Here is a 21,170-nt window from a genome sequence, read left to right on the forward strand (position 1 = left end):
GTGGCAGTTCAGCAGGCGGCGGGTTCGGACCCGTACTTCCCGGACCACGGTGACGCCCGGTACCGGGTGCACCGGTACGAGCTCGCGCTGGACTACCGGCCCGCCCCGAACCGGCTGGCCGCGAGCGCCCGGATCAACGCCATAGCGGGCCGTTCGCCGCTCGCCGAGTTCATGCTCAACCTGTCCGACTTCAAGATCGGTCGGGTGCGGGTGGACGGGCGTCAGGCGCACTACACGCATCGCGGCGGCAAGCTGCGGGTCCGGCCCGCGAAGCCGGTGCGCCCCGGGGCCGCGTTCACGGTCGAGGTGCACTGGTCGGGCAATCCCAAGCCGGTGAACAGCCCGTGGGGCGGGCTCGGCTGGGAGGAGCTGGAGGACGGGGCGCTGGTGGCGAGCCAGCCGATCGGGGCGCCCTCGTGGTACCCGTGCAACGACCGGCCCGCGGACAAGGCGTCGTACCAGATCTCGGTCACCACGCCGTCGGCCTACGCGGTGGTGGCGGGCGGGCGGCTGCTGACCCGTACGACGAAGGCGTCCACGACGACCTGGGTGTACGAGCAGGCCGCGCCCACGTCGAGCTATCTGGTCGGGCTGGCGATCGGCAAGTACCAGACGGTGCTGCTCGGCGACCCGGGCCCGGGCGGGGTGCCGCAGCACGGGCACATCCCGGCGCATCTGCTGCCGGAGTTCTCCCGGGACTTCGCGCGGCAGCCGCAGATGATGGACCTGTTCCAGGAGCTGTTCGGGCCCTACCCCTTCGACGAGTACGCGGTCCTCGTCACGGAGGAGGAGCTCGATGTGCCCGTCGAGGCCCAGGGGTTGTCGCTGTTCGGCGCCAACCACGTGGACGGGGCCCGGGGTTCGGAGCGGCTGGTCGCGCACGAGCTGGCCCACCAGTGGTTCGGCAACAGCGTGTCCATCGCGGACTGGCGGCACATCTGGCTGAACGAGGGGTTCGCCAAGTACGCCGAGTGGCTGTGGTCCGAGCGCTCCGGCGGCCGTACGGCCCAGCAACTCGCCGCCGCCGCGCACCGGTTGCTGTCCTCGCTCCCCCAGGACCTGCGCCTGGCGGACCCCGGCCGCAAGTCGATGTTCGACGACCGGCTCTACGAGCGCGGCGGGCTCACCGTGCACGCGATCCGCTGTGCGCTGGGCGACGAGGCGTTCTTCCGGATGCTGCGCGGCTGGGCCGGGCTGCACAAGGGCGGGGCCGTGACCACCGCGTCCCTCGCGGCCCATGTGAACCGGTACGCGGACGAACCGCTGGACGGCCTCTTTCGGGCCTGGGTGCACGGCGGGACCCTGCCCGCGCTGCCGACGCTGGGTCCGGCACGGCCGGCGCATCCTCCGACCAACTCCGGCACGGTGCAGCCGTGAGCCGCCGGTCCCCGCGGCAGCGGCCCGGCTGCCCCTGCGGTCGTCAGGAGCCGTACGACACCTGCTGCGGCCGCTTCCACCGGGGCGAGACCGCCGCGCCGACGGCCGAGGCGCTGATGCGTTCGCGGTACAGCGCCTTCGTGAAGCTGGAGCGGGACTACCTGCTGCGCACCTGGCACCCCCGGACCCGTCCCGGTGCGCTGGAGCTCGACCCGGCCATGCGCTGGACCGGCCTGGAGATCCTGGACACGACCGACGGTTCGGCCTTCCACACCACCGCCACGGTGACCTTCCGCGCCTCGTTCCGGGGCGGCTCCCTGCACGAGCGCAGCCGCTTCGAGCGGACCGGGGGTGCGTGGGTGTACGTGGACGGCGACATCCTGGACTGACGGCTTCCCTCGACTAGGGCGCGAGGATGTCCAGTTCGTGGAGCGCCCCCTCCGCGATCTCGCGGGTCAGTGCCTCGGCGTGGGCCGCGTCGCCCGCGCGGATCGCCTCGGCGAGCCGGACGTGCAGGGTGACGGCGGCCGGATCGGGGTCCTCGAACATGACCTCGTGCCGGGTGCGGCCGGTGAGGACCTCGGCGACGACGTCCCCGAGGCGGGCGAACATCTCGTTGCCGGACGCGTTGAGGATCACGCGGTGGAAGGCGATGTCGTGGAAGAGGTAGCCCTCCAGGCGGTGGCCCTTGGAGTGGGCGACCATGCCGAGCGCGCACTCGGTGAGTTCGGCGCACTGCTCGGCCGTCGCGTGCTTGGCGGCCAGGCCCGCCGCCACCGGTTCGATCGCCGAGCGCAGCACGGTCAGTGAGCGCAGCTGGTGGGGGCGGTCGGCGCCGGCCAGCCGCCAGCGGATGACCTGCGGGTCGTAGACGTTCCACTCGGCCTTCGGGCGGACCGTGACACCCACCCGGCGGCGGGACTCGACCAGGTGCATGGACTCCAGGACCCGGACCGCCTCCCGCATCACCGAGCGTGAGACGTCGAAACGCTGGGCCAGTTCGTCGGTGCGCAGAACGCTGCCCGGCGGGTACTCGCCCGCGGTGATCGCGGGGCCGAGGGTTTCCAGTACCCGGCCGTGCAGCCCCCGGCCCGATGTGCTCATGCACTCAGAGTACGGGGCGCGTCACGCCGAGAAAAAGTCAGACTTATTTGGTTCGGACTCTTGAATAGTCCTACCTAATCGGCTTCAGTGGCGTCGGCATCAGATGCCGGGGACGGCAGCGGACGAGGACAGCGAGGCAGTGATGAGTACCCCGAAGGTCGTCGTGGTCATGGGCGTCGCGGGCACCGGGAAGACCACCATCGGTCCCCTGCTCGCGGCCCGGCTCGGCGTTCCGTACGCCGAGGGCGACGACTTCCACCCGTCGGCCAACATTGCCAGGATGTCGGCCGGCACCCCGCTCACCGACGACGACCGGTGGCCGTGGCTGGACGCCATCGGCTCCTGGGCGCACGGACGGGCGGGGCTCGGCGGGGTGGTCAGCTGCTCGGCACTGAAGCGGTCGTACCGCGACCGGCTGCGGGCCGAGGCGCCCGGGGTCGTCTTCGTGCACCTGGCGGGCGACCGGGCCCTCATCGAGGACCGGATGTCGCACCGGCAGGGGCACTTCATGCCCACCGCGTTGCTGGACTCGCAGTTCGCCACGCTCCAGCCCCTCCAGGAGGACGAGGCCGGGGTCGCGGTGGACGTGTCCGGCAGCCCGGAGGAGATCACCGCGCGGGCCGCGAAGGCGCTCGCCGAACTGCCGTAAGAAGCCTCTTCCGGAGGACATCCGCGCCCCGGTAACAGCCACTTCCGGAGGGCATCCGCACCCCCTTCCGAAGAGAACGCCCGCACCACCCCTTCCGAAGAACACCCCCGTACCTGCAAGGGAACCCCCGTGACCAGACTCAGCGTCGAGATGCTGGCAGCGGACGCACCGGAGCCGATCACCTCGGCCGGTCACGCTCAGCTGGGCATCGCCGTCCTGGCGGGCATCGCCGTCATCGTGCTGCTCATCACCAAGTTCAAGCTCCACGCCTTCCTGTCGCTGACCCTCGGCACACTCGTGCTCGGCGCGGTGGCCGGAGCTCCGCTCGACAAGGCCATCGCCAGCTTCACCACCGGCCTCGGCACCACGGTCGCCGGTGTCGGTGTGCTGATCGCCCTCGGCGCGATCCTCGGCAAGATGCTCGCCGACTCGGGCGGGGCCGACCAGATCGTCGACACGATCCTGGAGAAGGCGGGCGGCCGTTCGATGCCGTGGGCGATGGTCCTCATCGCCTCGGTGATCGGTCTGCCGCTGTTCTTCGAGGTCGGCGTGGTGCTGCTGATCCCGGTCGTGCTGATGGTGGCCAAGCGCGGCAACTACTCGCTGATGCGCATCGGCATCCCGGCCCTCGCGGGTCTGTCCGTGATGCACGGTCTGGTGCCGCCGCACCCTGGTCCGCTGGTCGCGATCGACGCGGTCGGCGCCAACCTCGGTGTCACGCTGGCGCTCGGTGTCCTGGTCGCCATACCGACGGTGATCATCGCGGGGCCGGTGTTCTCGCGGTACGCGGCCCGCTGGGTGGACGTGCCGGCGCCGGACCGGATGATTCCGCAGCGTGCCTCCGAGGAGCTGGAGCGGCGCCCGGGCTTCGGCCCGACACTCGCCACGATCCTCCTCCCGGTCGTGCTGATGCTGTCCAAGGCCCTGGTCGACATCGTGATCGACGACCCGGAGAACCTCACCCAGCGCGTCTTCGACGTGATCGGCTCCCCGCTCATCGCCCTGCTGGTGGCGGTCCTGGTGGGCATCTTCACGCTGCTGCGGCCGGCCGGCTTCGGCCGGGACCGGCTCTCCCCGCTGGTCGAGAGGGGCCTCGCGCCCATCGCCGGCATCCTGCTGATCGTCGGCGCGGGCGGCGGCTTCAAGCAGACCCTGATCGACTGCGGGGTGGGTCAGATGGTCCTGGACATCTCCAAGGACTGGTCGATCCCGGCCCTGCTGCTGGCCTGGCTGATCGCGGTGGCGATCCGGCTCGCCACGGGTTCGGCGACGGTGGCCACGATCTCCGCGGCCGGCCTGGTCGCGCCGCTCGCGGAAGGCATGTCGACCGGGGAGACGGCCCTGCTGGTCCTCGCCATCGGCGCCGGCTCGCTCTTCTTCAGCCATGTCAACGACGCCGGGTTCTGGCTGGTCAAGGAGTACTTCGGCCTCGACGTCCCGCAGACCCTCAAGACCTGGTCGATCATGGAGACGATCATCTCGGTGGTCGCGGGCGGGCTGGTGCTGCTGCTGTCGCTGGTCATCTAGGGGAACGACGGTCAGCCAGAGGTACGACCCCGCGGCGCCCCCTGTCGGCTACGGCCGCCACAGGGGGTGTTCGCGTTCCGCCCACTCCTGGCTGACCTCGCCCGTCCTGAGGCCTCTCCTGGCCTCCGGGTCGCCCAGGGCCATCCCGATGTGACCCGCGAGGACGATGCCGATCGTCAGGGCGAGCCAGTCGTGCACGAAGGTCGCGCTGGTGCGCCACTGGATCGGGGTGAGGTGGGTGAACCACATCAGCAGGCCCGTGCCGAGCATGACGAGGCTCGCGCCGGCGATCCAGGCGGCGTAGACCTTCTGGCCCGCGTTGAACTTGCCCGCGGGGCGCGAGGCGCGGCGTTTGTCGCGGCGCAGGGCGGCGCGCAGCCAGACGCGGTCGTGCGGGCCGAAGCGGTTCAGAAAGCCCAGGTCGGCGCGGAAGGCGCGGGAGGCCAGGCCCACGAGGACCGGTACCGGAAGGGCCAGGCCCGCGCACTCGTGGATGCGCACCACCAGCTCGCGGCGGCCGACGAGTTCGGCGAACTGCGGGATGTAGAGACAGGCCGCCGTCGCCACGCAGACGCCCATCAGGGCGGCCGTCGTGCGGTGCACCCACTTCTGGGAGCGGCCGAAGCGCCGGATCCGGGCCCGGGGCGGGGCGTCAACTCGTAGGTTCATCGTCCCGCCCGTTCGACTTGCCGACCCAGGCGTCCACGTCGTAGCCCCGGTCCTCCCAGTAGCCCGGCTCCACGTCCTCGGTGACGGTGATGCCGGAGAGCCACTTGGCGGACTTGTAGAAGTACATGGGGGCCACGTAGAGGCGGACCGGGCCGCCGTGGGAGTGGCCGATGTCCTTGTCCTGCATGCGCAGGGCGACCAGGACGTCAGGGCGGCGGGCCTGGTCGAGGGTGAGGCTCTCGGTGTACGCCCCGTCGAAGCAGGTGAAGCGGACGGCTCCGGCCTTGCCGGTCACTCCGGCGGCGTCCAGCAGCGCGGAGAGCCGTACGCCTTCGAACGGGGTGTCCGGGACCCGCCAGCCCGTCACGCACTGCACGTCCTTGACCAGCCGGGTCTGGGGCAGCGCCCGCAGGTCGGCCAGGGTGTAGGTGCGGGGGCGGGAGACCAGGCCGTCGATCTTGAGCTGGTAGTCCGAGGCGTCCTTGTGCGGCACGGACGAGGTCACCGAGTAGTAGCGGAATCCGCCGCCGTTGGGGAGCAGTCCGGTCAGGCCCGTGGGGTCCTTGTCGGCGGCACTGCCGAGGAAGGCCTCCAGGCCGCGTTGCAGGGAGGGCGCGGCGACCACGCCGAGGGCGCCCAGGCCGAGGGTGCCGAGGAGGACGCGGCGGCCGATCGGCGTACCGGACCGCTCCTCGGGTTGTTCGGAGTTCACGTATCCATTCGAACACCCGCGACCCCGGCGGGACCAGGAATCGCGGGTGCTCGTCAGACTTCCGTAACCACTTCTCACGCCGCTCTCAGAGTGCTGGGGCGTCTCTTCGGCGCCGCTCTCGGAGTGCTACGGCGTCTCCTCGGCGGCCTTCTCCAGCTGGAACGCCTCGTTGCCGAGCCCGATCCGCGCGTGCGCCTCGGGGCTGCGGGCCCGCATGACCAGGCCCTGAGCCAGGCCCACCAGCACGGCGAGGCCGATGATGCCGGGCAGCACCCAGCTCAGCGAGGAGTCCGGGCCCGCGCCGACCAGGACGTCGAAGTCCTTCACCGTGTAGACGGCGATCACCAGCAGGGCGATCCCCGCGAGGACCGAGGTGATCAGCCGCCAGGCCTGGGCGCCCGCCGCACCGCGCCGGACGAAGAAGACGACCACGGAGGCGGAGGCCGCCGCCATCAGCAGGATCACGCCGAGGGAGCCGATGTTGCCGAACCAGGTGAACAGGTGCAGGACCGGCACGGTCGGATCGCCCGTGGGCTTGTCGTCGGCGATCGCGAAGACCGCGATGACCACGACGGACACGGCGGTCTGGAGGAGCGAGCCGGTGCCGGGCGCGCCGCTCGCGCTGTTCGTGCGGCCGAAGGCGGCGGGCAGCAGACCCTCGCGGCCCATGGCGAAGGAGTAGCGGGCCACGACGTTGTGGAAGCTGAGCAGGGCCGCGAACATGCCGGTCACGAAGAGGAAGTGCAGCACGTCGGTGAAGGTGCCGCCGAGGCGGTCCTCGGTGAGCCCGAACAGCAGTCCCGCGCTCTGCTTCTGGGCCTCGGTGACGATGGCCGAGGGGCCGGTGGCGACGGTGAGGGCCCAGCTGCTGAGCGCGAAGAACACGGCGACGCCGCTGACGGCGAGGAACATCACGCGCGGTACGAGGATGTGCGGCCGGCTGGTCTCCTCGGCGTACACGGGCGCCTGCTCGAAGCCCGTGAAGGCCGCGATGCAGAAGCACAGAGCGGTGGCGACACCCGCGCCGCTGAGAGTGTCGGGGTTGAAGGCGTGCAGGGACAGGCCCTCGGCCGCCGGGTCGGAGACGGCGGCGATGTCGAAGATGACGACCAGGGCGACCTCGATGATCAGCAGGACGCCGAGCACGCGCGCGTTGACGTCGATCTTCAGCCAGCCGAGCGCACCGACGGCCAGGGCGGCGATCAGCGCCGGGATCCACCAGGCCACCGACAGGTCGGCGTAGGTGGCGAACAGCCCGGAGACCTCGAAGCCGAAGATGCCGTAGATGCCGACCTGGAGGGCGTTGTAGGCGACCAGGGCGACGAGGGCCGCGCTCGCGCCCGCGGTGCCGCCGAGGCCGCGGGAGATGTAGGCGTAGAAGGCGCCCGCGTTGTGGACGTGCCGGCTCATCTCGGCGTAGCCGACGCTGAACAGGACGAGGACGACACCGAGGACGACGAAGAGCAGCGGCTGGCCGACGATCCCCATCACCGCGAATGTGGTGGGCATGACACCCGCGACGACCATGAGGGGCGCGGTCGCCGCGAGGACGGAGAGGAGCAGGCCCCCGGTGCCGAGGCGGCCGGCCCGCAGCGCGCGGTCCTCCCCCTTGAAGGTACTGATGCCTGGTCTGCTCTTGCGGGAACTCTCGGTGGTCATGGGACCGTCCTTCTGGGGTCTGGGGGGTGCTACACCGTGCCGAGCGCGCTGTCGCGGGCCGCACGGAAGGCGGAGTACGGATCCCGGTCCGGATAGGACCAGGGGGCCGGGGTGGGGCGTTCGCCGATGCGGTGGAAGAGGGCGGCGGCCTCGGCGCCGCGGCCCTCGCAGACCTTCGCGTGGGCGAGGAAGTTCAGGTCGACCAGGCGGCGCGGGTGGCCTTCGTGCTCCCATTCCAGCCACCAGTCGAAGGCGGACTTCATCACCTGTCGGGCCCGGCGGCCGGTCCAGTGGCCGGAGGCGGTGGGATCCCCCGGCTCGTGCCCGGCGGTGGCCAGGGCGCGGTAGCGCTCGGCGTGCGCGATGACCGGCAGGATCGCGAGCGGGGAGTCGGCGGGTGCCTGCTCGGCGGCCCAGTTGGCGAAGTCGTACACCTCGTGCAGCGGGTCGGGACCGGCCTCGGCGCGGCGCTCGGCCAGCCGCGCGACCATGAGGTGGTGGGCGTGGTGGTGGTCGGCGTGGCGTTGCCTGATCTCCGCGAAGACGTCGGACATCTCGTCGGCCGCGCCGAGGTCGCGCTCCAGCAGGAGCAGGCCGAGCCAGGGGGTCGGGTCGGCGGGCGCGCGCAGGGCCGCGGTCCGGCATGCCTCACGGGCGGCGTCGGGCTTGCCCTTGCCGTGCCGGACGCGCTGGACCAGGGCCAGGGCGAGGAGCACGGCGGCGTCCGGGGCGTCGGGTTCGGCCACCAGCCAGTCGCGGGCCCAGGCCTCGGTGTACGGCTCCGCGGCGAGCACCGTCACACGGTGGCCGCGCCGGTCCCAGTCGTCGCCGGTGCGGGTGAGCAGCGTCCGGACCGCCTGCCATCTGCCCTGCGCCAACGCGGCGCGTGCGTCGACGAGTTCGGCGTCGTCGAGGGCCGCGTCGAAGGCCTGGGCGGCGCGTCTGCGGCTGCGGCCGAAGGGGGGCGGGGACACCGTGTGAGCTTTCCTCACGGAACGTGGCGAATGTGCACAGGGGTGCCCGGCCCGGTGCGGACAGGCCGACAACCGACGCGGGCAGATCGACAGGCTGATTCACACCGCCATCGATCGATCACGGACAGCCAACCCCTCACCCATGGTTCGAGTCAAGAGCAGACGGCGCGTTACACGCGTCAACTCTCCATACCTAAGGGGAAGTTGTGGCGAATTGGTGCTGGTGGGACCCGGTCAAGGCTTTATGGTTGTGGCGTACGCCATGGCGCGGCCCTCCGCCGCCCCTCACCATGACGGGAACCCCCGCCGCCGGGACGGGCGCGAGATCCGGGTCGACGGCGTCCGATGGGCGTCGATGGCATCGATGGCGTCGACGGTCCGAATGCGGGTACTCCCAGGGGCAAGCCGGGCACTGGGACGCTACAGTCGGCGACTACCACCACCCCCACTCCGCCGCCGCCCGGCCGGATGATCGAGGTAGACAGCGTGTCGGTTCTGGTTCTGACTCTCGCGGTGAGTGCGGCCTGTTGCCTGGGCTTCGGGTTCGTGCTCCAGCAGAACGCGGCCCGTCAGGCCCCGCTGAGCGACTTCCTCTCGCCCCGGCTGCTGCTCGACCTGGTCAAGGTGCCGCGGTGGCTCGGCGGCATCGGCCTGATGGTGGCGGGCATGGTGCTCGGCGCGATCGCGCTGGGCCAGGGCGAGGTCTCGCTGGTCGAACCGCTGCTCGCCACGAACCTGCTCTTCGCCCTCGCCCTGTCCCGCCGGCAGACGAAGCAGCCACTGGGGCGCCAGGGCTGGGCGGGCCTGGCCCTGCTCGCGGGCGGGGTGAGCGCGTTCATCGTGGCGGGCGAGCCGCGCGGCGGCAGCGCGGTCACCGATCCCTTCCGGCACTGGCTGATCATCGGCGCGATGATCGGCCTCGCCCTGCTGCTCACGACCTACGCCAAGCGGTCCCGGCTCAGCGCGGGCCCGGTGCTGCTCGCCCTGGCGGCCGGCCTCCTCTACGGCGTCCAGGACGCCCTCACCCGGGTCAGCGGCCAGCGCTTCACCGAGGGCGGCCTCGCCGAGCTGCTGACCGGCTGGCAGCCGTACGCGGTGCTGGCCCTCGGGGTCACCGGGCTGGTCCTGGTGCAGAGCGCGTTCGAGACCGCCCCGCTGCGGATGTCGCTGCCCGCGCTGACCGCGGCCCAGCCGCTCGCCGGGATCGTCTGCGGGGTGGGTTTCCTGGGCGACCGCCTGCGCACCGACACGGGCGCGCTGACCTGGGAGGCGGCGGGCCTCGCAGCGGTCGTCACGGGCATCGTCCTCCTGGGCATGCACCCGGCGATGCCGTGCGGGGCGGACAGCTCGGAACCGAGGCGGGATCTTCAGCCGAGCTGAGGGTTCCGGGGCGTTGGTCGCACGCGGGTTCCCGTGCGTGGCCCCTGGTTGGATGGGGCCATGAGTTCTGCTGACGAGATCCTCGACATCGTCGACGAGAACGACCACGTCGTCTCCCGATCGCCCCGTGGGGTGGCCTACGCCGAGGGGCTGCGGCACCGCTGCGTGTTCATCCAGGCCCGGGACGCCGAGGGACGGCTGTTCGTGCATCGCCGTACGGACACCAAGCTGGTCTTCCCCTCACTCCACGACATGTTCGTGGGCGGAGTCGTCGGCGCGGGTGAGTCCTACGACGACGCGGCCCTGCGCGAGGCGGAGGAGGAGCTCGGCGTGAGCGGGCTGCCCCGGCCGCAGTTCCTCTTCAAGTTCCTCTACGACGACGGCGCCGGCCACACCTGGTGGTCCGCGGTCTACGAGGTCCGCTGCGAGCTCCCCGTCAGCCCCCAGGTGGAAGAGGTGGCCTGGCACGACTTCCTGCCCGAGGACGAGGTGGAGCTGCGGCTGCGCGACTGGGAGTGGGTGCCCGACGGACTGGCGGCCTACGAACGCCTCAAGGCGTACCGCTCGACGGGCTGACCGCGGGAAGTTCCACGGTGACCCGGAGCCCGCCGCCCTCCCGTGGCGCGAGGTCGAGGGTGCCGTCGTGCGCGAGGGTGATCGTCCTGGCGATGGCGAGCCCGAGGCCGACACCCGCGTGGTCGGTGTGCACGCGCTCCGTGCCCCGCTGGAACGGCTCGGCGAAGGTGGCGGCCCGCTCCGGGGTGAGCCGCTCGCCGGTGTTCTCGACCGTGAGCAGCACCGTCCCCGGGCGCACACCCGTCGTGACCCGCACCGCGCCCCCGTCGGGCAGGTTGTGGACGATCGCGTTGTGCACGAGGTTCGTGGTGAGTTGCAGCAGCAGCGCGGGGGATCCGCCGGTGGCGGCGGCGCCCCCGCCGGTCTCGACCCCGACACCGTGCTTCTCCGCGAGCGGGAGGAGGGTCTCGGTGGCCTCCTCCGCGAGCAGGGACAGGTCGACCGGTTCCCGGGTGAAGGACCGCTGGTTGGCCCGGCTGAGCAGCAGCAACGCCTCCGTCAGGTCGATCGCCCGGGCGTTGACGGAGTGCAGTCGTTCGATGACCTGGGCGGTGTCGGCGTGCGGGTCGGCGCGGGCCACGTCGAGGAGGGTCTTCGAGACGGCCAGCGGGGTGCGCAACTCGTGCGAGGCGTTGGCCGCGAACCTCTGCTGCTCGGCGACGTGCGCCTCCAGCCGGGCGAGCATCGCGTCGAAGGCGTCGGCGAGCTCACGGAACTCGTCCCTGCGGCCCGGCAGCAGAACCCGGTGGGAGAGCGATCCGTGGGTTGCCGAGCGGGTGGCGTCCGTGATGCGGGTCAGCGGGGCGAGCATCCGGCCGGCGAGGATCCACCCGCCCACCAGACCGAACACCAGCAGGAACGCCAGCACGGCGGCCGCCCTCGGCGCGAAGACCTCCAGGAGGGCGGACCGGATGGGGAAGACCCCCGCGGGCCGGTCGTCGGGGTTGTAGAGCATCCCGCGATCGGGAACGTACCGCAGCAGGAACAGCCACACCGCGGCGAGCAGGAGCAGACCGGCGACCATGAGGAACCCGGCGTAGCTGAGGGTGAGTTTCAGACGAACGCTCACCCCGGGCCGCCTATCCACGGCCCGCTCCCACGTCCCCTGTGCCGGGCTGCGGGTCGATGCGGTGGCAGGCGTCGGGGTCCGGGCCGATGCGGTGGCCGACGCCCGGTTCCGGGCCGATGCGGTGAACGTGGCCCGGTTCCGGGCCGATGCGGTAGCCGACGCCCGGCACGGTGGCGATGATCCAGGGTTCCCCGAGGCGTTTGCGCAGGGCCGAGACGGTGATGCGGACGGCGTTGGTGAACGGGTCGGCGTTCTCGTCCCAGGCCCGCTCCAGCAGCTCCTCGGCGCTGACGACACCGCCCTCGGCGGCCACGAGGACCTCCAGCACGGCGAACTGCTTCCTGGTCAGCGCGACGAAGCGGCCGTCCCGGTAGACCTCCCGGCGGAACGGGTCCAGGCGCAGCCCCGCGATCTCCCGCACCGGCGGCCTGCTGTGGGCGCGTCTGCGGTCGAGCGCCCTGAGGCGGAGCGCAAGTTCCCGCAGTTCGAAGGGTTTCGTGAGGTAGTCGTCGGCGCCCAGTTCGAACCCGGAGGCCTTGTCGTCGAGGCGGTCGGCGGCGGTCAGCATGAGGATCGGCATCCCGCTGCCGGAGGCGACGATGCGTGCGGCGATCTCGTCACCGGAGGGTCCCGGGATGTCGCGGTCGAGGACGGCGATGTCGTAGCTGTTGATGTCCAGCAGTTCGAGCGCGGTGTCGCCGTCGCCCGCGACGTCGGCCGCGATCGCCTCCAGGCGCAGGCCGTCGCGGATGGCCTCCGCCAGATAGGGCTCGTCCTCGACAATCAGCACACGCATGGTCCCGATGCTACGAACCGGCGCGTATCGGCGGCATATCGAAAACGGTGCGGGGTTGCGCCGGGCGCGGCCGGTGAACGCAGGGCGGCGGCGTCCTCCCGCGGTCGGGCCGATAGGCTCGTGCGCGTGATCGATTTCGCACGGAACGTCCGCGTCTGGTTCGCCCCCGAGGAGGTGCGGCAGGAGGGCAGCACCCCCGACTACCGGTTCTCCCTCGCCAACGAACGCACCTTCCTGGCCTGGCTGCGGACCGCGCTCGCCCTGATCGGCGGCGGCTTCGCCGTGGACCAGTTCCTGCCGGACCTGCGCTGGGGCTGGCGCGTCGGGCTGGCGCTGGCGCTGCTCGCGGCGGGGGTGCTGTGCTCGTTGCGGGCGGTCAACCACTGGGTGCGGTGCGAGCGGGCGATGCGGCGGGGCGAGGATCTGCCGGCGTCCCGGTTCCCCACGCTGCTGAGTCTCGTCGTCGCGGTGGTGGCGGTGGCCATGGTCGTCGTGGTGTTCCTCGGGTGGGAGGGGTGAGCGAGGGCGGGGGCGGGGAGCGCGACCCGGGGCTCCAGCCCGAACGCACCCGGCTCGCCTGGCGCCGTACGACACTCTCGGGCACCGTCTCCGCCGTCCTCGCCGTGAAGACCGCGCTGCACGACGGACCGTCCCCCGGGGGCCTGGTCGCCTGCGCCCTGTGCTGCGCCTTCTGGCTGACCTTCCTCTACGCCGCCCACCGCCGCATCCATTCCCTGGCAACCTCCAGCCTCCCCACCCCCCTCACCCCACGCCACGCCACGGCAGCGGCCCTGTGCACGGTCGCTTTGGCGGCTTGCGGGGCGGCGCTGGTGCTGTGAGGGGGTGACGGGGGGCGGCACCTCGGCGGGGGGCCGGAGGTTTGGGGCGGGAGGTTTGGGACGGGAAGTTTTTGAGGCGGGAGCCCGAGGCCAGGGTGCGCACGATCCGAGGCCGACGGGCCGGCAGGCGGGGAGGCCGAAGTGCGGGGCGGAAGCCCAAGGCCAAGGATCCGCACGATCCGAGGCCGACGGCCCGACAGGCGGAGGGGCCGAAGTCCGGGGCGGAAGCCCAAGGCCAGGAATCCGGGTGATCCCAGCCCGGCGGCCCGACGGACGGAAGCTGTCGGTGTTCCGGGCGAGGCCACCAGTCGCGCAGCTCGGAGTCACGCGGCCGAGCACGACGAGGCACCGCCGTAACGGCACCGCCGATCCAGACTCCGCACCGACGAGGCCCGCCCCGATCCCACGCCACCTCCTCGACACACGCCCCCGCACTCCCCAGGGGCGCGGGGAACTGCGCGACCAGCCCCCACCCACCCGCACCCACCCGACGACCACACACCCCACCACCCCCACCACCCCCACGCCACACCACCCGAATCGCCCCATATGCCCCCTCCCCATGGCACCCTTTCCGACGTCATCGCCCGCCACCTCGAAGGGGACGCACCATGACCACCCTCCACCACGAGCACGCCTCCCACACGCACGACCACGGCCCCGGCTGCGGTCACACCGAGGTGCCGCACGAGGGTCACGTCGACTACGCGCACGACGGGCACCTGCACCGGTCGCACGACGGCCACTGGGACGAGTGCGAGGCCGGAGGGCATGTCTCGCACGACGGGCACGAGCACCGGCACGGCCAGGACTGCGGACACGAGAGCGTCCTGCACGGCGACCACGTCGACTACCTCCACGACGGCCACCGGCACGCCGCGCACGACGGCCACTGGGACGACCACTGACCTGACCGGAGAACACCGAGAGGACACCGCCGACAGCTCCCCGCCGCACCCCGCGGGGAGCTGTCGGCCTATCGTGGGGCGGATCACGTTCGCCCCCACCCCTGGACGACATACCGACCAGTCGGCATGATGGTCGCAACCGTTCACGCGCGTAAGGAGCCCCGATGAGCCCCGACCATCCGCCAGGCCTCGACCTCGACCGGCTGCGCGGCCTGCTCGACCGCGAGCGGCCCGGCCTGGTGCAGGGCCCCCTGACCGGACGGCTGATCGAGGGCGGACGGTCGAACCTCACGTACGCCGTCTCGGACGGAACCGCGCGCTGGGTCGTACGACGGCCCCCGCTCGGCCATGTCCTCGCCACCGCGCACGACATGAAACGCGAGCACCGGGTCATCAGCGCCCTGCACCCGACGAGCGTCCCGGTCCCGGCGCCGGTCCTGCTGTGCGAGGACGAGGAAGTCGTCGGATCGCCCTTCTACGTCATGGAGTTCGTCGAGGGCACCCCGTACCGCACCGCCGACCAGCTCGCCCCCCTCGGCCCCGAGCGCACCCGCGAGGCGGTGCTCTCCCTCGTCGACACCCTCGTGGAGCTGCACGCGGTGGACCCCGCCGAGGTCGGCCTCGCGGACTTCGGGCGCCCCGAGGGCTTCCTGGACCGCCAGCTGCGCCGCTGGGGCAAGCAGCTGGACGCCTCCCGCAACCGCGACCTGGCCGGCATCGACGAACTGCACGCGGCCCTCGGCCGTCACCTCCCCGAGTCCCCCGCGGCCACGGTCGTGCACGGCGACTACCGGCTCGACAACGTCCTGATGGGCGACGACGACCGCATCAGGGCGATCCTCGACTGGGAGATGTCGACCCTCGGCGACCCGCTCACCGACCTCGGTCTGCTGGTGATGTACAGCATGCCGCTCGGCATGCCCGACTCCCCCGTCTCCACGACCGCCGAGGCCCCCGGCCACCCGGACCCCGCCGAGCTGGTCGCGCGCTACGCCGAGCGCTCCGGGCGGGACGTGTCGGCGGTGTCCTGGTACACGGCGTTCGCGTGGTTCAAGCTCGCCGTGATCCTGGAGGGCATCCACTACCGCTACACCCTCGGCCAGACGGTCGGCCGGGGCTTCGACCGCATCGGGGACCTTGTCCCGGTCTTCATCCGGCACGGTCTGACGACCCTTCAAGACGGCATCCAGGAAGGCTGATCCGCATGGACTTCGCGTTCGACGCACGCACCGAGGAACTGCGCGCCAGGCTGCTCGCCTTCATGGACGAGTACGTCTACCCCGCCGAGGCCGTCGCGGAGGAGCAGCGTGCCGAGCTCGCCTCGCCGTGGGACACGCCGGCCGTGGTGGAGGAGCTGAAGGCGGAGGCGCGCAGGCAGGGCCTGTGGAACCTCTTCCTGCCCGACGCCGAGTACGGGGCAGGGCTCACCAACCTCCAGTACGCGCCCCTCGCCGAGATCACCGGCCGCTCCCCGCAGCTCGCGCCCACCGCGCTGAACTGCGCCGCGCCGGACACCGGCAACATGGAGGTGCTGAGCCAGTTCGGCGACGAGCGGCAGAAGAAGCAGTGGCTGGAGCCGCTGCTGGCCGGTGAGATCCGCTCGGCGTTCGCGATGACCGAGCCGGAGGTGGCCTCCTCGGACGCCACCAACATCACCACGTACATCGAGCGCGAGGGCGACGAGTACGTCGTCACGGGCCGCAAGTGGTACATCTCCGGGGCGATGAACCCGGACTGCAAGATCTTCATCGTGATGGGCAAGACCGACCCGGACGGCGCGGACATCCGCCGCCAGCAGTCGATGATCCTGGTCCCGCGGGACACCCCGGGCGTCACGGTCAAGCGCGCGATGAAGGTCTTCGGCTACGAGGACCACTACCACGGCGGCCACGCCGAGGTGATCTTCGACCACGCGCGCGTGCCGGCCTCGAACCTGATCGGCGAGGAGGGCGGCGGCTTCGCCATCGCCCAGGCCCGCCTGGGCCCGGGCCGGATCCACCACTGCATGCGGCTCATCGGCATGGCCGAGCGGGCGATCGAGCTGATGTGCAGGCGAGCCGTCTCCCGGACGGCCTTCGGCAAGGCACTGGCCCACCAGGGCGTGGTCCACAACTGGATCGCCGACGCGCGCGTGACCGTCGAGCAGCTGCGGCTGCTGGTCCTGAAGACCGCCTGGCTGATGGACACGGTCGGCAACCGGGGCGCCCACACCGAGATCCAGTCCATCAAGATCGCCACGCCCCGCGCGGTCGTCGACATCATCGACCGGGCCATCCAGCTGCACGGCGCGGGCGGGGTCAGCCAGGACTTCCCGCTGGCCGAGCTCTACGCCGGCGCCCGCACCCTGATGATCGCGGACGGCCCGGACGAGGTGCACCAGCGCTCGCTGGCCCGGCGGGAGCTGAAGAAGTACCTGTAGGGACGCCTACGGCCGCAGCGCCCGCAGCAGCAGGTCGGCCAGGTGGTCGGCGACCTCCTGCGGGCCCATCGGTCCGTCCGGGCGGTACCAGGTGGACAGGTGGTGGACGGACCCGAAGTGGTAGTCCACCACCAGGTCGGCCGGGGTCGCCGTGGAGAAGACGCCCGTCGCCTGGCCCTCCTCGATCAGCGCGCGGAACCGCTCGTGGTACTTCCGCCGCTCGGCCCGCACCTGCTTGTTCTTCTCCGGGCTGAGGTGGTGCATCGACCGGAAGAAGATCATCGCGTCGTCGAGGTTCTCGATCGTCGTGACCACGACGTCGGCCGCCGCCGCCCGCAGCCGCTTCTCGATCGGCTCGTCGGTGCCCGCGAGCGCGTCGAGGCGCTCCTGCTGCACGCGCAGCACCCGCGCGTACACCTCGTGCAGGAGGTCGTCCTTGGAGCCGAAGTAGTGGTACAGCGCCCCCTTGGTGACGCCGGCCGCCTCGACGATCTCCTGCACCGAGGTGCGGTCGTAGCCCTGCTCGGCGAAGAGCCGGGTGGCGGCGGCCAGCAGCCGCTGCGGGACGGGCGTACCGTCTCCGTCCGTCGTCCTGGGCACTGTGCCGCCACCTGCCTTCCTGGAGGTCATTCACTGCCTTGCGGTCGGGAACGCAGTTCCCGACGGAGGATCTTCCCACTTGCCGTCTTGGGCAAGTCGGTCAGTATCTCCACGTGCCGCGGGTATTTGTAGGCGGCCAGTCTCTCCTTGCACCAGGCGGCGAGTGCACCGGGGTCGGTTTCGGCACCCGGACGGAGGCTGATGTACGCCTTGACGGTCTCCCCGCGGTACCCGTCGGGCACCCCGACGACGGCCGCCTCGCGCACCGCCGGGTGCGTGTAGAGGACGTCCTCGACCTCGCGCGGCCACACCTTGAAGCCGGACGCGTTGATCATGTCCTTCTTGCGGTCGACGACGTAGAGCCAGCCCTGCGGGTCCATGAACCCGATGTCACCCGTGCGCAGTTCGCCGTCCGGGAAGGTCTCGGCGGTGGCGTCGGGCCGCCGCCAGTACCCGGGCACGACCTGCGGCCCCCGTACGACGATCTCGCCCTGTTCCCCCAAGGGCACCTCGGCGCCCTGGTCGTCGACGATGCGGACGACCGTGTCGGGGCCCGGCACGCCCACCGCGAGCGTCCCGGACGCCGGGTCGACCGGCGCCTCCAGCTGGGGCGGCACGGAGGCGCAGGGCGCGGTGCACTCGGTCAGGCCGTAGCCGTTGCGGATGTACGGCCCGAAGCCGGCCCGGAACTTCTCCACCAGGGCGGGCGGCAGCGGGGCCCCGCCGGAGGAGATGGTGACGAAGGACGAGAAGTGCTCGCGGGTGGCGTCGGGGTGGGCGGCCAGCGCCATGAACGCGGTCGAGGGGCCCACGGTGTAGTGCGGCCGGTGCTCGGCGAACGCGTCCAGGACCACGCCCGCCTCGAAGCGGTACGCCAGCACGAGCGTGCCCACGCTGTTCAGACTCGCCCCGAGCTGGACGACCATCCCGGTGATGTGGAACAGGGGCGCGAGCGCGAAGTAGACGGGCGCGTCCGGCAGCCCGAGCCCGGTCCGCTGCCGCTCGGCGTTGTACATGATGTTGCCGTGCGTGTTGGTGGCTCCCTTGGGGGTGCCGCTGGTGCCGGAGGTGTAGCTGATCAGCGCGATGTCGGAGGGCGTGACGTCCCGCCCCTCGGGCGCCTTGTGCCCGGCGCGGGCGACCGCGACCAGATCATCGGCGTCCGCGGCCTGCGGCAGCCGCTCGAAGGTGAGCACGCGCGCGTCCCCGCGGCTCTGGAAGTCCAGCTCGCACCCGGTGAGCGCGATCCGCACCGGCGAGTCGGCCGCCGTCTCGCGCAGGTACGACTCCCAGGCCCGGTCGGAGCAGATCAGCGCGGCCACCTCGGCGTCCCGCAGCACATGTCCGACCTCCCCCGCCTTGTACATGGGGTTGACGGGCACCACGACCGCGCCCGCCTTCCAGGCACCGAGCAGGGCGAGCACGAAGAGCGGGGAGTTCTGGAGCAGGATCGCCACCCGCTCCCCCCGCTCCAGTCCGCGCGCGGCCAGGTGCCCGGCGACGGAGTCGCTGAGCTCGTCGACCTCGCGGTAGCCGAGCCGTCCGTCGAAGTAGGCAAGGAAGGGCCGCTCCGGCGCCTCGGCCACGGCCCGCCGCAGCGCGTGCACGAGGGAGTCGTCGGGCGCGATCGGACCGCGCTGAGCCTCACTGAGCAGCCCCAGCCACGGCTTGGCCGCGTACGGCGAGTCGGTCATCGCACGTCCTCCCACTTCTGCTGGAGGTGGTTCATCCCGGCCAGCCACCGGTCGGGCGTGGCGGCCCGCGCCTGGTAGTACTCGGCAACCTCCGGATGCGGAAGGATCAGGAACCGGTCCTCCTCGATCCCCAGGAACAGCGCCTCCGCCACGTCCTCCGGCTCCACGGCGGTCGGCTTGAGCACCAGGTCCCCCGCGCTCCCGGTGGCGGCGAGCATGTCGGTGCGCACGCCCTGCGGACAGATCGCGTGCACCTTGATCCCGCGGTGCCGGTACGTCAGCGACAGGTACTCGGCGAAGGCGAGCGCCCCGTGCTTGGTGACGGCGTAGGGAGCCGCCCCGATCATGGTCAGCAGCCCGGCCGCGGACACGGTCGACACGAACCGCCCGCTCCCCCGCTCCAGCCACCCCGGGAGCAGCGCGTGGGCCGCCCGTACGTGGGCCATGACGTTGACGTCCCAGGAGGTGGCCCAGGCACTCTCGTCGAGCGAGTCCCCGCCGAAGGCGACACCGGCGTTGGCGCAGTAGACGTCGACCACCCCGTCCAGGGCTTCGAGAGCGTCGGAGACCACGGCGGAGGCGTCCCCGGCTACGGCGATCCCCCCGATCTCCTCGGCGACGGCCTTGGCCCGCCCGGCGTCGAGGTCGTTGACCACGACCCGAGCCCCTTCGGCAGCGAACCGCCGCGCAAGCGCAGCCCCGATGCCACCTCCCGCCCCGGTCACAACCACTCCGGCACCTTGCAAGGCTCCCACCATCGGTCTCCTTCGACTGCGGCTCGATTGCGGGCCCAGACTAACCGGTCGGTATGTAGGAAGGAAGGGTGACAGGAGCGCCCCGTAGGGGCGCGGGGCTGTATCGATCTGTGGCTCCGTCGCGTGGGCGCGACAAGCCACGACGAACCCGCAGCCTCCCCACAACCGGCGGGAGCACCTACCGTGCACCTCATGCGCCTATCCAGACGAACCCTGCTGGCAGCAGCAACGGCAACGGCGTCACTCACCTCCGCGCCCCCCACCCAAGCGGCCCACCCCCACAGACGAACCGGCTTCGAGAACCTGGCCGCATCCGGATACGCCAAGCTCAGCGGCGAACGCATCGGCATCGTCACCAACCCCACCGGCGTCACCCGAGACGTCCACCACATCGTCGACGTGATGCACGCAGACGAAAGAGTGGACCTGAGGGCCGTCTTCGGCCCGGAGCACGGCTTCCGCGGCACCGCCCAGGCCGGCGGCTCCGAGGGCCGCTACGACGACCCCGCCACCGGCCTCCCCGTCTACGACACCTACCTGAAGAGCGGCCAGGCCCTCGCCGACATCTTCACCGCCTCCGCCGTGGACACGGTCGTCTTCGACATCCAGGACGTCGGCGCCCGCTTCTACACCTACATCTGGACGCTGTACGACTGCATGGAGGCAGCCCAGCTCGCAGGGAAACGGTTCGTCGTCCTGGACCGCCCCAACCCCGTCACCGGCCGCCGCGCCCAAGGCCCGGTCCTGCACAGGGAGTTCGCGACCTTCGTGGGCCGGCAGCCCGTTTCCCAGGCGCACGGCATGACGGTCGCGGAACTGGCCCGCCTCTTCAACGGCGAGTTCCTCACCACCCCGGTGGACCTGGACACCGTCCTGATGACCGGCTGGCGGCGCGAGGAGTTCTACGACGCCTGGGACCTCCCCTGGGTCCCGCCGAGCCCGAACATGCCCACCCCGGACACGGCGCTCGTCTACTCCGGCACCTGTCTCTTCGAGGGCACGAACCTCTCCGAGGGCCGCGGCACCACCCGTCCCTTCGAACTCCTCGGCGCGGAGGGCCTGGACGGCCGCTGGGCCGCCGCCGCGAACGGACTCGGCCTGCCCGGCGTGCACTTCAGGGAGGCCTACTTCGCCCCCACGTTCTCCAAGTTCCAGGGGAAGACGATCGGCGGGGTGCAGATCCACGTCCACGACCGGCCGGCGTACGACCCCGTCCGCACCGGCGTCGGCCTGCTCGTGACCGCCAGAAGGACCTGGTCGGGGTTCGCCTGGCGCCCGGACAACTGGATCGACAAGCTCACCGGCTCCACCCGGGTCCGCACGATGATCGACGCCGGCGCGAGCACGGACGAGGTGGTCGGCGGCTGGCAGGACGAGCTGAGGGCGTTCCGGCGGATTCGAAAGAATTACCTCCTCTACGGATGAGCCGTGACGTATGGCCAACTTCGCCCGGTAGCAGGACG

At 71.6% G+C, this 21,170-nt stretch carries 22 protein-coding genes; 12 read left to right on the top strand and 10 right to left on the bottom strand.

Features of this window, described 5'->3' with window-relative positions:
* Entirely contained in the window at nucleotides 1–1,377 is a 1,377-nt protein-coding gene (locus H295_RS0131350) for a M1 family metallopeptidase (protein ID WP_020139300.1), read from the top strand.
* Nucleotides 1,374–1,766, top strand: a complete 393-nt coding sequence (locus H295_RS0131355) for a YchJ family protein (protein ID WP_020139301.1) — start codon at nucleotides 1,374–1,376, stop codon at nucleotides 1,764–1,766. The genes H295_RS0131350 and H295_RS0131355 overlap by 4 nt, the downstream gene beginning before the upstream one ends.
* 13 nt (nucleotides 1,767–1,779) lie before the next feature.
* Here the strand turns inward: H295_RS0131355 and H295_RS0131360 are convergent, their stop codons facing one another.
* Entirely contained in the window at nucleotides 1,780–2,481 is a 702-nt protein-coding gene (locus tag H295_RS0131360; RefSeq protein ID WP_020139302.1) for a FadR/GntR family transcriptional regulator, read from the bottom strand.
* A gap of 142 nt (nucleotides 2,482–2,623) precedes the next feature.
* Between H295_RS0131360 and H295_RS0131365 the strand changes: the two genes are divergently transcribed.
* Both H295_RS0131365 and H295_RS0131370 read left to right on the top strand, forming a co-directional pair.
* Nucleotides 2,624–3,130: a gluconokinase gene (locus H295_RS0131365; RefSeq protein WP_020139303.1), complete on the top strand. Its 507-nt coding sequence runs from the start codon at nucleotides 2,624–2,626 to the stop codon at nucleotides 3,128–3,130.
* A gap of 129 nt (nucleotides 3,131–3,259) precedes the next feature.
* On the top strand, nucleotides 3,260–4,657 hold the full coding sequence (locus H295_RS0131370; protein ID WP_020139304.1) for a GntP family permease: 1,398 nt from the start codon (nucleotides 3,260–3,262) through the stop codon (nucleotides 4,655–4,657).
* A gap of 48 nt (nucleotides 4,658–4,705) precedes the next feature.
* Here H295_RS0131370 and H295_RS0131375 read toward each other — a convergent pair whose 3' ends face one another.
* From H295_RS0131375 to H295_RS0131390, 4 genes are all read right to left on the bottom strand, one after another.
* Entirely contained in the window at nucleotides 4,706–5,326 is a 621-nt protein-coding gene (locus tag H295_RS0131375) for a cytochrome b/b6 domain-containing protein (RefSeq protein ID WP_028809918.1), read from the bottom strand.
* Nucleotides 5,310–6,038, bottom strand: a complete 729-nt coding sequence (locus H295_RS0131380) for a molybdopterin-dependent oxidoreductase (protein ID WP_020139306.1) — start codon at nucleotides 6,036–6,038, stop codon at nucleotides 5,310–5,312. The genes H295_RS0131375 and H295_RS0131380 overlap by 17 nt, the downstream gene beginning before the upstream one ends.
* 126 nt (nucleotides 6,039–6,164) lie before the next feature.
* Nucleotides 6,165–7,697, bottom strand: a complete 1,533-nt coding sequence (locus H295_RS0131385; RefSeq protein ID WP_020139307.1) for an APC family permease — start codon at nucleotides 7,695–7,697, stop codon at nucleotides 6,165–6,167.
* A 29-nt stretch (nucleotides 7,698–7,726) separates the two neighbouring features.
* On the bottom strand, nucleotides 7,727–8,671 hold the full coding sequence (locus H295_RS0131390; RefSeq protein ID WP_020139308.1) for a hypothetical protein: 945 nt from the start codon (nucleotides 8,669–8,671) through the stop codon (nucleotides 7,727–7,729).
* A 486-nt stretch (nucleotides 8,672–9,157) separates the two neighbouring features.
* Here H295_RS0131390 and H295_RS0131395 point away from each other — a divergent pair, with 486 nt between their 5' ends.
* Entirely contained in the window at nucleotides 9,158–10,051 is an 894-nt protein-coding gene (locus H295_RS0131395; protein WP_020139309.1) for a DMT family transporter, read from the top strand.
* Between the two features lie 60 nt (nucleotides 10,052–10,111).
* Nucleotides 10,112–10,627 (top strand): NUDIX hydrolase, encoded by a 516-nt coding sequence (locus H295_RS0131400; RefSeq protein ID WP_020139310.1) that lies wholly within the window; start codon nucleotides 10,112–10,114, stop codon nucleotides 10,625–10,627.
* On the opposite strand, the gene H295_RS0131405 is transcribed toward H295_RS0131400, so the two are convergent.
* Nucleotides 10,602–11,696 (bottom strand): sensor histidine kinase, encoded by a 1,095-nt coding sequence (locus H295_RS0131405; RefSeq protein ID WP_020139311.1) that lies wholly within the window; start codon nucleotides 11,694–11,696, stop codon nucleotides 10,602–10,604. The two genes, H295_RS0131400 and H295_RS0131405, sit on opposite strands and share 26 nt — an antisense overlap.
* Before the next feature lie 10 nt (nucleotides 11,697–11,706).
* The gene (locus H295_RS43750) at nucleotides 11,707–12,492 is read right to left on the bottom strand and encodes a response regulator transcription factor (protein WP_234021716.1); all 786 of its coding nucleotides are present in this window, start codon (nucleotides 12,490–12,492) and stop codon (nucleotides 11,707–11,709) included.
* A 126-nt stretch (nucleotides 12,493–12,618) separates the two neighbouring features.
* Here H295_RS43750 and H295_RS0131415 point away from each other — a divergent pair, with 126 nt between their 5' ends.
* The 5 genes from H295_RS0131415 (at nucleotide 12,619) to H295_RS0131435 (ending at nucleotide 16,658) form a co-directional block, all read left to right on the top strand.
* Nucleotides 12,619–13,011, top strand: a complete 393-nt coding sequence (locus H295_RS0131415) for a YidH family protein (RefSeq protein ID WP_028809919.1) — start codon at nucleotides 12,619–12,621, stop codon at nucleotides 13,009–13,011.
* Nucleotides 13,008–13,331 carry a DUF202 domain-containing protein gene (locus tag H295_RS0131420; protein ID WP_020139314.1) on the top strand — a complete coding sequence of 108 codons (324 nt, stop codon included), beginning with the start codon at nucleotides 13,008–13,010 and terminating at the stop codon, nucleotides 13,329–13,331. Before H295_RS0131415 ends, H295_RS0131420 begins: the two co-directional genes overlap by 4 nt.
* A gap of 611 nt (nucleotides 13,332–13,942) precedes the next feature.
* Complete coding sequence (locus H295_RS0131425) at nucleotides 13,943–14,239, top strand: hypothetical protein (protein ID WP_020139315.1); 297 nt, start codon at nucleotides 13,943–13,945, stop codon at nucleotides 14,237–14,239.
* Between the two features lie 164 nt (nucleotides 14,240–14,403).
* Nucleotides 14,404–15,438: a phosphotransferase family protein gene (locus H295_RS0131430; protein ID WP_020139316.1), complete on the top strand. Its 1,035-nt coding sequence runs from the start codon at nucleotides 14,404–14,406 to the stop codon at nucleotides 15,436–15,438.
* A gap of 5 nt (nucleotides 15,439–15,443) precedes the next feature.
* Nucleotides 15,444–16,658 carry an acyl-CoA dehydrogenase family protein gene (locus H295_RS0131435; RefSeq protein WP_020139317.1) on the top strand — a complete coding sequence of 405 codons (1,215 nt, stop codon included), beginning with the start codon at nucleotides 15,444–15,446 and terminating at the stop codon, nucleotides 16,656–16,658.
* A gap of 6 nt (nucleotides 16,659–16,664) precedes the next feature.
* Here the strand turns inward: H295_RS0131435 and H295_RS0131440 are convergent, their stop codons facing one another.
* The 3 genes from H295_RS0131440 to H295_RS0131450 are packed head-to-tail and all read right to left on the bottom strand — an operon-like array spanning nucleotide 16,665 to nucleotide 19,710.
* Complete coding sequence (locus H295_RS0131440; protein ID WP_020139318.1) at nucleotides 16,665–17,258, bottom strand: TetR/AcrR family transcriptional regulator; 594 nt, start codon at nucleotides 17,256–17,258, stop codon at nucleotides 16,665–16,667.
* A 26-nt stretch (nucleotides 17,259–17,284) separates the two neighbouring features.
* On the bottom strand, nucleotides 17,285–18,952 hold the full coding sequence (locus tag H295_RS0131445; protein WP_020139319.1) for a class I adenylate-forming enzyme family protein: 1,668 nt from the start codon (nucleotides 18,950–18,952) through the stop codon (nucleotides 17,285–17,287).
* Nucleotides 18,949–19,710 carry an SDR family oxidoreductase gene (locus H295_RS0131450; protein ID WP_028809920.1) on the bottom strand — a complete coding sequence of 254 codons (762 nt, stop codon included), beginning with the start codon at nucleotides 19,708–19,710 and terminating at the stop codon, nucleotides 18,949–18,951. The genes H295_RS0131445 and H295_RS0131450 overlap by 4 nt, the downstream gene beginning before the upstream one ends.
* A 189-nt stretch (nucleotides 19,711–19,899) precedes the next feature.
* Between H295_RS0131450 and H295_RS0131455 the strand changes: the two genes are divergently transcribed.
* Nucleotides 19,900–21,132, top strand: a complete 1,233-nt coding sequence (locus H295_RS0131455; protein ID WP_028809921.1) for an exo-beta-N-acetylmuramidase NamZ domain-containing protein — start codon at nucleotides 19,900–19,902, stop codon at nucleotides 21,130–21,132.
* Nucleotides 21,133–21,170: the final 38 nt, after the last annotated feature.

Origin of the sequence: Streptomyces sp. 351MFTsu5.1 (assembly GCF_000383655.1) — a bacterium.
Classification (GTDB): Bacteria; Actinomycetota; Actinomycetes; order Streptomycetales; family Streptomycetaceae; genus Streptomyces; species Streptomyces griseorubiginosus.

Excerpts from the sequence above, each read along its gene's own strand:
- H295_RS0131455 (WP_028809921.1), top strand. The coding sequence starts at position 19,900 with ATGCGCCTATCCAGACGAACCCTGCTGGCAGCAGCAACGGCAACGGCG.
- H295_RS0131375 (WP_028809918.1), bottom strand. The coding sequence starts at position 5,326 with ATGAACCTACGAGTTGACGCCCCGCCCCGGGCCCGGATCCGGCGCTTC.
- H295_RS0131445 (WP_020139319.1), bottom strand. The coding sequence starts at position 18,952 with ATGACCGACTCGCCGTACGCGGCCAAGCCGTGGCTGGGGCTGCTCAGT.
- H295_RS0131430 (WP_020139316.1), top strand. The coding sequence starts at position 14,404 with ATGAGCCCCGACCATCCGCCAGGCCTCGACCTCGACCGGCTGCGCGGC.
- H295_RS0131360 (WP_020139302.1), bottom strand. The coding sequence starts at position 2,481 with ATGAGCACATCGGGCCGGGGGCTGCACGGCCGGGTACTGGAAACCCTC.
- H295_RS0131365 (WP_020139303.1), top strand. The coding sequence starts at position 2,624 with ATGAGTACCCCGAAGGTCGTCGTGGTCATGGGCGTCGCGGGCACCGGG.
- H295_RS0131385 (WP_020139307.1), bottom strand. The coding sequence starts at position 7,697 with ATGACCACCGAGAGTTCCCGCAAGAGCAGACCAGGCATCAGTACCTTC.
- H295_RS0131450 (WP_028809920.1), bottom strand. The coding sequence starts at position 19,710 with ATGGTGGGAGCCTTGCAAGGTGCCGGAGTGGTTGTGACCGGGGCGGGA.
- H295_RS0131400 (WP_020139310.1), top strand. The coding sequence starts at position 10,112 with ATGAGTTCTGCTGACGAGATCCTCGACATCGTCGACGAGAACGACCAC.
- H295_RS0131425 (WP_020139315.1), top strand. The coding sequence starts at position 13,943 with ATGACCACCCTCCACCACGAGCACGCCTCCCACACGCACGACCACGGC.
- H295_RS43750 (WP_234021716.1), bottom strand. The coding sequence starts at position 12,492 with ATGCGTGTGCTGATTGTCGAGGACGAGCCCTATCTGGCGGAGGCCATC.
- H295_RS0131435 (WP_020139317.1), top strand. The coding sequence starts at position 15,444 with ATGGACTTCGCGTTCGACGCACGCACCGAGGAACTGCGCGCCAGGCTG.